Source organism: Streptomyces sp. (assembly GCF_036566765.1).
Lineage (GTDB): Bacteria > Actinomycetota > Actinomycetes > Streptomycetales > Streptomycetaceae > Streptomyces.
In genome coordinates this window covers 1-8231 of the sequence record NZ_DATCVQ010000766.1, presented here as the reverse complement: position 1 = coordinate 8231, position 8231 = coordinate 1, and the positions used below count along the sequence as shown (strand labels likewise).

The following is an 8231-nucleotide window of genomic DNA, read 5'->3' as shown; positions in this document are numbered from 1 at the left end:
GTCCTGCGGCAGCGGTTGCCGGTATTGGATAAAGGCTCGTTGCGCAGAGGGTGATCCTCTACCTTGGGCCGGAGCGGGACTGCGCGCATTCCCGCAGGCTGCGGTGCCGTGGCAGAGCGGCCCATTGCGATCGACGTGGGTCCTGCGACCAGCTCGACATCGACGCCTGGTTCGCGGACAACACCGAACACGGCCGCACCTGCCTGAGGCCTTCCTCAACTGGGCCAGGACGAGCCGCCGATGTCCACACTCCCTGTCCATCCCCACCATGAAGATCTCCAGACGACCCGCACTGAGCGAGGACGAGCGTCTGGCCGCACTCGGCCGACTGCTGACCGACACAGACACCCCGATGCGCCTCCGTGTCGCCGGCGTCATCGTCCTTCTTTACGCGCAACCCCTGACCCGGATCGTCCAGCTGACAGTCGACGACGTGCTCCACGACGGAGAGACCACGCTTCTGCGGCTCGGGGAGCCCGCCTCTCCCGTCCCCGCACCAGCGGCAGCCCTGCTACTGGCATACATCGCGGAGCGCGACAACATGAACACCGCCACCAATCAGGCATCCCGCTGGCTCTTCCCCGGCCGCCGGGCGGGCCGGCCGGCCCGTCCCGACCACATGTCCTCACGACTGCGCGAGATCGGCATCCCCGTCGCAGCCGCCCGCGGCACCGCCATCCGGCAACAACTCCTCGAACTGCCCGCCCCCGTCGTCGCGGACGCCCTCGGCTACCACGACAAGACCACCAGCCGCCTCCTCAGAGAAGGCGGCGGGACCTGGAGCCGATATGCTGCAGGCGACCACCTACGGTCACCATCCGGCTGGACTCCCCATCGACTCACCGACGGTTGAAGCTCAGGTCACGTCCCGGACCGGCTGCGGGTAGCCGATCTCGGCGATATCCTCGGCCAGGTCTACGAGGGTGACCTCCGAGTTGAGCGATGAGACGAGCTTCTGGCTCAGCGGTCGCAAGGCATACACATTGCGCACCGCTTCCAGGTCCACGGGAACCTCGTAGCAGTCCTCGGCGAATCGCTGGAACGCTTCCGGCGAACGGTCGACCAGGAGCTCGAACAGGCCCGTTGCCCCGTCGGGGTCGGAACACCCGGCGGGGAAGTCGATCGCGCCGTGCCGCCACCGATCATCCGTCGCCTCCCGCCACAGGCAGGCCGTCACAACGGGAACGTCGTCCTCGTCGGTGAACGCCGGCTCTTCGACGAAGGGCTTGAAGACCTCCGGAACCTCGTCGATCACTCCCGGCCAGGGCTCGCCATCGTTGCTATATGGGCTCATCGGTGCTTCGTGGTCGAAGCCACGGACATAGGCCCCGGCCGCCGAGAACACGATGGAGTACTCGTCCCCCGACCCGTTGCGCATCGACGCCATCTCCTCGCCGTCGGCCCAGCCGGCATTGAAGGAGTAGTACCGACCTTCCCAGTCCGGGCTCAAGATCGCATCGAGCACCGCCAGTGAGCGGCACAGCTTCCGCAGGTCAGCGATGGAAGGGAGCTGGCGAGCTACGTCATAGACAGTCACGTGCTCATCCAACCGGATGCCCCTGACATGCAGAATCTCCCCCACGGCTGTCACGCTCAGTAGCAGGGTCGAAGTGAGGTGGGTCAACTCGCGACGGTTGAATACGCGAGCCCACCAGTATCAACCCCCGGCATGCGGCAGGGATGGCCCGCCCGCGGATCAGCGGGATCGCGGCAAAGTCTGACACGGCGGGGCGCCGCCTTGGGTGCGGCATCGGGTTCCAGGTGCACCGGCCGTGCGGCTGGATGGGTGGTCGGTGGTGGGTCGCCGGGCTGGGGTGCCGTCGGGGCGGGGGGTGGCCGTGGTGTGGTTGCCGAGCGTTTTCGGGCGCGGTGGTGCCTGGTGCGAGACAGCCGGCTCTCGCCGTAGCCAGGGACGTATCCGCGGCTCCGTCGCGAGCGGGGTCTGGCGAGTGGTGAGAGGTCGAGTGTCGAGCGTGGACCAGAGCCGGGAGTACGGCCGCGTGGCGGTGGTCGGTCAGTGCGCCGTCGGCGACCGACGCAGGCGGGGCGCGCAGCTGGAAGGGCGGTGGCCGCGGCGGGTGGCCGGCGCGCTGGCGTCCCTGGCCATGGCAGCGGCCACAGTTATCGCGGTCCCGGCGGGACCGGCGGCCGCGATCCCCGCGGGCGGCTATGCCTTCGTGACCAACTCCCTCAGCGACCGGGTCATCGTGATCGACACCGGCAGCCACACGGTGATCGCCACCGTCCACGTCGGCGACGGTCCGTCGGGGGTGGCGGTGAGCCCGGACGGCACCCGCGCCTACGTCGTCAACGAGTACAGCGACAACGTTTCGGTGATCGCCACCGGCCTGATCGGCACCGGCACCAACGCGGTGATCGCCACCGTCGACGTCGGCGACGAACCGCTGGGGGTGGCGATGAGCCCGGACGGCACCCGCGCCTACGTCGCCAACAGCAACAGCGACAACGTTTCGGTGATCGCCACTGCCACCAACGCAGTGACTGTCATCAACGGCGTCGGCCACGGCCCGCAGGGGGTGGCGGTGACCCCGGACGGAGCAAGCGTCTACGTCACCAGCATCAACGCCGACCTGTCGGTGATCGACACCAGCACCTCCACGGTGACGCCCATCGACGGCGTCGGTGCGGAGACGGCCGGGGTGGCGGTGAGCCCGGACGGCACCCGCGTGTACGTCGCCAACTCCGACGGCGGCACCGTCTCGGTGATCGACACGAGCACCCACGCAGTGACCACGATCGAGAATGTCGGTAACACCCCGTGGGGGCTGGCAGTCAGCCCGGACGGTGCAAGCGTCTACGTCACCGACGAGCTCGCTGACACCGTCTCGCTGATCGACACCGCCACCAACGCGGTGACGGGCACGGTCCGCGTGGGCCACGTTCCGGTGGGGATCGCGGTGAGCCCGGACGGCACTCACGTCTACGTCGCCAGCGTCAAGGGCCAGGTTTCTGTGCTCAGCACCGGCGCCAATCCGGTGCCGATCGCCGTGGGCAACCGGCCACAAGGGATCGCGGTGAGCCCGGACGGCACCCGCGTGTACGTGGCCAACGCCGACAGCGACAACGTTTCGATGATCGACACCGAGACCAAGGCAGTGACCACCGTCGACGGTGTCGGTGACACGCCCTGGGCGCTGGTGGTGAGCCCCAATGACAACCAGGTCTACGTCGCCAGTACCGGCAGCGGCCTGGCACAGATCGACACGAGCTTCATCGGCACCGGCACCGACCCGGTGCGGGCAACTGTCCCCTTCGTCAGCGCGACAGGGGTGGCCATCAGCCCGGACGGCATGCACGTCTACGTCACCAACAACACCGACGGCGACTCGTTGTCGGTGGTCGACGTCGCCCTGATGGGCACCGGCACCAACCCGGTGACCGCCACCGTCGACGTCGACGACCAACCGACCGGGGTGGCGGTCAGTCCGGACGGCAGCCGCGTGTACGTCACCACCCTCGACGACGTGTCGGTGATCGCCACGGCCCTGATCGGCACCGGCAGCAATCCGGTGATCGCCAGCGTGCCCGCCGCTGAGCCGGCGGCAGTGGCGGTGAGCCCGGACGGCACCCTCCTCTACAGCGCCAACCAGGACGACGACACCGTGTCGGTGATCGACAACAGCCTGATCGGCACGGGCACCAACCCGGTGGTCGCCAGCGTCGACGTCGGCGACCAACCGACGGGGGTGGCGGTGAGCCCGGACGGCGCCAACGTCTACGTCACCAACCAAGGCAGCGGCACCGTGTCAGTGATCGATACGGGCGACAACAAGGTGGCGGCCACTGTCCAGTTCGGCGGCGGCCCGTGGGGCGTGGCGACGAGTCCGTACGGCACGGACGGCTTCATCACCAACATCTACGGCGGGGTGTCGGTGATCGACCCCAGCGCCTACCGGATGGTCGCCAATCTCAACGTCGGCGAAGGCGCGGCGCAAGTGGCGACGGCGTCAGTGCCCGCGCCGGTGCCATCGCCGGTGCCGGTGCCGGTGCCGGTGCCGGTGCCGGTGGCGACATGCGCGACCGTCACACCCTCGATCGTCGGGACACCGGGAAGGGACACGCTCCGCGGCACACCGGGACCTGACGTGATTATGGGAGGCGACGGGAACGACATCATCATGGGCCGCGGCGGTGACGACCTCGTCTGCGGCGGTGCCGGCAACGACACCGTGACCGGCAACGGCGGCGACGACCACCTCGAGGGCAACGCCGGCGACGACTGGCTCGCGGGCGGCGACGGCGATGACACGTTGTCCGGCGGCCCCGGAAGGAACACCAACAACGGCGGTCCGGGAACGGACCTGTGCACCAACCCACGGTCGGGCCCGGGCTGCCCCTGAACGTCTACGCCCGCCTCGATCCTGTGCGGCCGGCGGCCCGCCGCGGGCACCAATGCCGCCCACGCGGGCGCGTCTCCCCGGCCCATGAAGGGACTGTAGGACACCCCAGGATTGGCAGTCGGCCTGCTGCGGCTGCAATCTCGCGCAATTCCCGCGCCCGCACAGGCAAGCCGCAGCATGCTGGGATCTCACCCCGACTAGGACGGAGCCCCATGATGCTCAGGTTCATCGGCACGACCAGCGACGGAGGCGACTGCCCCACCCTGTACGAGGTCGAGGGCACCGACGACATCCTCGTCCAGGGCGACCGCGTCACCGACCTCGAGCACCTCGCCCAGCTCCGCGACGTCAAGGAGTCCGAGACGTTCGTGACCGTGCCCCGTGACCTCCTCGTCCGGTACGCGCCGCGCGCCGAGCTCCGCGACATGGTCCCGTTTGCCGACATCGCCGGCCTGTTCTCCGAGTTCAAGCACACCGCCTGGCGGCTGGAGACCCGCCGCGGCTATGCCAGCGACCGCAGCAGCCCGAAGTGGGCCCGCTGGAAGGCCGGCGAGGACATCGCCGCCGAGCCGTTCGACGCCTGGCGTGAGAACGTCCGCCGGCAGACCGAGGCAGGGAAGCGGTTCGAGCGCGTCCGGCTCGTCGACACCCCTCTCACCGAGGGGCAGGAGTTTCTTCTCGCGTCCGGGCTGGGCAACGTGGCCGCCGGCGAGGACATCCGCAACCTGTCCCGCGAGCAGGCCCGTACGCTCGGGCTGCCGGACTACGACTTCTGGCTCTTCGACTCCCGGACGCTGGTCCGGTTCGTGTTCGACGAGGACGACACCACTCTCGGCGTGATCGTGTCCGAGGACCCCGCCGAGGTCGCCGCCGCCTGCCAGGCCCGGGACGCCGCATGGCATCACGCGATCCCGACCGCCGAGTTCGCTCGGCGGGTACGTTCGTCCGTGTGAGCACGGACTTTCAGAGCGGCCGGGAAGCCCTCGGTACGCGGGTGCGCGAGCTGCGTGCCGAGGCCGGCCTGAACGGCAAGGAGTTCGCCGCCCGCCTCGGCTGGCAGCCGTCGAAGGTGTCGAGGCTCCAGGCCGGGAAGCAGACCCCCACTCATGCCGACCTCGAAGCGTGGGCCACGGCCGCGGACCGCACAGACGCCCTCCCGGAGCTGAAGGGCCGCTTGAACGGCTTGGAGACCACCTACCGGTCGTGGCGCCGCCAGGCCGCCGCCGGCCACCGCGCGCGGCAGGAGCAGGCTGCAGGCTTCGTACGGCTAGGCCGGCGCTGGGGGAGGACGCCGAACGGGCCCCGCTCGTCTGGAGCGTGCACGCCGAGCTCGAGGACGCCGCCCTTGCGGCGGTGGAAGGCGGTGAACATGGCTGCCTCGCAAAAGGATCCGGGTAAGGATTGTCGCAGTTCGGCGTGCTACGCCCGGCCTCACGCCCTGGCACCCGTCCGCAGGTGTCGGGTGCCAGCGGGCCGCTAGGGCCTGTGTCGAAAGTGGATCTTGAGCGTTGGATGATCACGGTTCATGGGTCGGGGAGATCTCACGGACGAAGAGTGGGCGGTGCTGGAGCCGTTGTTGCCGAAGGGGAGGAAGTCGGGGCGGCCGCCGGTCTGGCCTCGGCGACGGCTGATCGACGGCATACGGTTCAGGGTCCGGACCGGTGTTCCGTGGCGGGACGTCCCCGTCGAGTACGGACCGTGGGGTCGGATCTATGACCTGTTCCGTCGGTGGCAGCGGGACGGCATCTGGCACAGGATCTTCACGCGGCTCCAGTCTCTGGCGGACGCGAAGGGTGCGATCACGTGGGACCTGAGCGTCGACTCCACGGTGTGCCGCGCCCATCAGCACGCGGGCGGGGCTCGCAATCAGGGTGATCTGCAGAAGGAACCGCCGGGCGGTCTGTTCACCGAGCCCGGAGATCATGGGCTGGGACGCTCGCGCGGCGGGTTCACCACCAAGCTGCACCTGGCCGTCGAGCAGGGCCAGAAGCCCATGTCGTTCGTGATCACGGCTGGGCAGCGCGGGGACTCGCCGCAGTTCGAACCCGTGCTGGAGAAGGTCCGCGTGCCCCGCATCGGGCCGGGTCGGCCACGCGTCCGCCCCAACCGGGTCCGCGCGGACAAGGCGTACGCCTCCCGCAGAAACCGCGCCTACCTGCGCCGCCGCGGAATCCGCTGCACCATCCCCGACAAGGCCGACCAGGCACGCAACCGCCAGAAGCTCGGTTCCCCTGGCGGCCGGCCGCCGCATTTCGACCCGGTCGACTACCGCCAGCGCCATTCGGTCGAGTGCGGGATCAACCGGCTCAAGAGACACCGGGCTGTCGCCACGCGATACGACAAGCTCGCCGTCCGCTATGAGGCCACTGTCCTCGTAGCGGCCATCAACGAGTGGCTGTGATCAGCACGTGTCCCTAGAGCTCGTAGTCCCGGGCCAACTCTTCCCAGCGAATGCTGCGAAGTGCAACATCAGCATTCTCGCCCGACGGGACATCCGGGGTGGCCTGGAACCAGGCCAGGATGAGAGCGGAGCGGTGCAGCACTGCGTCGAGTTCAGGATCGACCGCTGTAGAGCCGAAAACACCGATGCAAGCCACGGAAGGCAGCACTTCAACGGGACCGAAGGCGCCGGCGGTCTGGTCCGGGTACTCGCGGGAGGGCGGAACGAGGTGCACTGGCGCGAAGGAGAACGCATGCTCGGCCTGTCGCAGGAGGCCGCTGACCTTCATGTCGTTGATGCGCTGGCACGGATAGCCCTCCAGCATCCCCCCGTAGGTCGTAGCCATCCGGAGCTCGGTGAGCTCGATCGAACGACCGGACGAGAGGGTTATGTGGCTCAGCGACATGCCGACACCCTACGCGGATGATCCGCTTCCGATACACGCCCTAGAGGCCGCACGGGCGAACGGCATGGTGGGCGTGGACACCAACGCCGACCACTTCGCCGCCTACCGGCTCGACCCGGACGGCAACCCAGTCGGCGACCCGCGCCGGTTCTTCTACGACCTGACCGGCACCGCGGATCACCGGGACGCGCAGATCCGGCACGCCATCACCCAGGTACTGCACTGGGCGAAGGGCTGCGGCGTCGCGGCGGTCGCGATCGAAGACCTCGACTTCACCGCCGATAAGACCCGCGAGAAGCACGGCCGGCGCAAGAAGTTCCGGCATCTCATCTCTGGCATCCCCACCGGCAAGCTCAAGGCCCGGCTCGTCTCCATGGCGGCCGAAGCCGGTCTGTCGATCGTGGCCGTGGACCCGGCCTACACCTCCCAGTGGGGCGCCCAGCACTGGCAAAAGCCGCTGGTCACCCCACGCCGAAAGATGTCCCGACATGATGCCGCCGGTATCGCGATCGGACGACGCGCCCTCGGGCACCCGATCCGGCGACGGACGGCACCGCCCCAGCATCACCAGAGTGATGGTGCTGGGCATCGGACCGTCCAGGCCGGACCGGAGGCCCGAGGGAGTGAGGGAACCCGCCCACCCGTCACGGAGCGTGCACACGATGCACGCCGCCGAGCGGGGACTCAACAGGGAACGCGGGCAACCAGTGCATCCAAAACCGTTCGGGATGCGCGCATTGACCAGGTATGGGTCCAAGACTCACTCCTGCTCACTGATTAGGAACGGTCCTGGGGACCGTCCAGATAGCCGGCCTGATCCGCCTGAAGGAGGAGACCTGGCTGGAGGAACTCCTGGGCTTTCTCGGCGTCTACGTCGTGGGCATCACAGTGCTGCCCTGGCTCATCGGTTACGGCGCGACACGCGTGACCCACGCCGTCCGCTCCCGCCGGAGCCGAGCCCAACCACCGGGCTGAGCCCGCGGGCAAGCCGCGCTTTCCCCTGTGGTTCCCGTGGTGGTGCGAC

Annotated in this window: 6 protein-coding genes and 2 pseudogenes; 6 read left to right on the top strand and 2 right to left on the bottom strand. The window is 68.9% G+C overall.

Going from position 1 to position 8231, the window contains the following annotated elements; genetic code table 11:
• Positions 1–268 precede the first annotated feature (268 nt).
• Positions 269–853, top strand: a complete 585-nt coding sequence (locus VIU94_RS44390) for a hypothetical protein (RefSeq protein WP_331921386.1) — start codon at positions 269–271, stop codon at positions 851–853.
• Between the two features lie 3 nt (positions 854–856).
• Here the strand turns inward: VIU94_RS44390 and VIU94_RS44385 are convergent, their stop codons facing one another.
• Positions 857–1582: a hypothetical protein gene (locus VIU94_RS44385; protein WP_331921384.1), complete on the bottom strand. Its 726-nt coding sequence runs from the start codon at positions 1580–1582 to the stop codon at positions 857–859.
• Between the two features lie 391 nt (positions 1583–1973).
• Here VIU94_RS44385 and VIU94_RS44380 point away from each other — a divergent pair, with 391 nt between their 5' ends.
• The 4 genes and pseudogenes from VIU94_RS44380 to VIU94_RS44365 all read left to right on the top strand — a co-directional run bounded on the left by VIU94_RS44380 (position 1974) and on the right by VIU94_RS44365 (position 6762).
• Complete coding sequence (locus tag VIU94_RS44380; RefSeq protein WP_331921382.1) at positions 1974–4361, top strand: beta-propeller fold lactonase family protein; 2388 nt, start codon at positions 1974–1976, stop codon at positions 4359–4361.
• A 212-nt stretch (positions 4362–4573) separates the two neighbouring features.
• A complete protein-coding gene (locus VIU94_RS44375; RefSeq protein WP_331921380.1) occupies positions 4574–5314 on the top strand; it encodes a DUF6879 family protein in 741 nt (246 codons plus the stop codon).
• Positions 5311–5607, top strand: a pseudogene (locus VIU94_RS44370) (helix-turn-helix domain-containing protein); the annotation flags it as partial. The gene VIU94_RS44375 and the pseudogene VIU94_RS44370, both read left to right, overlap by 4 nt.
• A 279-nt stretch (positions 5608–5886) precedes the next feature.
• A complete protein-coding gene (locus tag VIU94_RS44365) occupies positions 5887–6762 on the top strand; it encodes an IS5 family transposase (RefSeq protein WP_331921378.1) in 876 nt (291 codons plus the stop codon).
• Positions 6763–6775: 13 nt separating this feature from the next.
• On the opposite strand, the gene VIU94_RS44360 is transcribed toward VIU94_RS44365, so the two are convergent.
• Entirely contained in the window at positions 6776–7207 is a 432-nt protein-coding gene (locus VIU94_RS44360; RefSeq protein ID WP_331921376.1) for a hypothetical protein, read from the bottom strand.
• Positions 7208–7235: 28 nt separating this feature from the next.
• Between VIU94_RS44360 and VIU94_RS44355 the strand changes: the two are divergent.
• Positions 7236–7988, top strand: a pseudogene (locus tag VIU94_RS44355) (transposase family protein); the annotation flags it as partial.
• Positions 7989–8231 lie beyond the last annotated feature (243 nt).

What these genes read in the sequence shown, in the direction of transcription:
- VIU94_RS44360 (WP_331921376.1), bottom strand. Translation starts at nt 7,207, where the DNA reads ATGTCGCTGAGCCACATAACCCTCTCGTCCGGTCGTTCGATCGAGCTC.
- VIU94_RS44375 (WP_331921380.1), top strand. Translation starts at nt 4,574, where the DNA reads ATGATGCTCAGGTTCATCGGCACGACCAGCGACGGAGGCGACTGCCCC.
- VIU94_RS44390 (WP_331921386.1), top strand. Translation starts at nt 269, where the DNA reads ATGAAGATCTCCAGACGACCCGCACTGAGCGAGGACGAGCGTCTGGCC.
- VIU94_RS44365 (WP_331921378.1), top strand. Translation starts at nt 5,887, where the DNA reads ATGGGTCGGGGAGATCTCACGGACGAAGAGTGGGCGGTGCTGGAGCCG.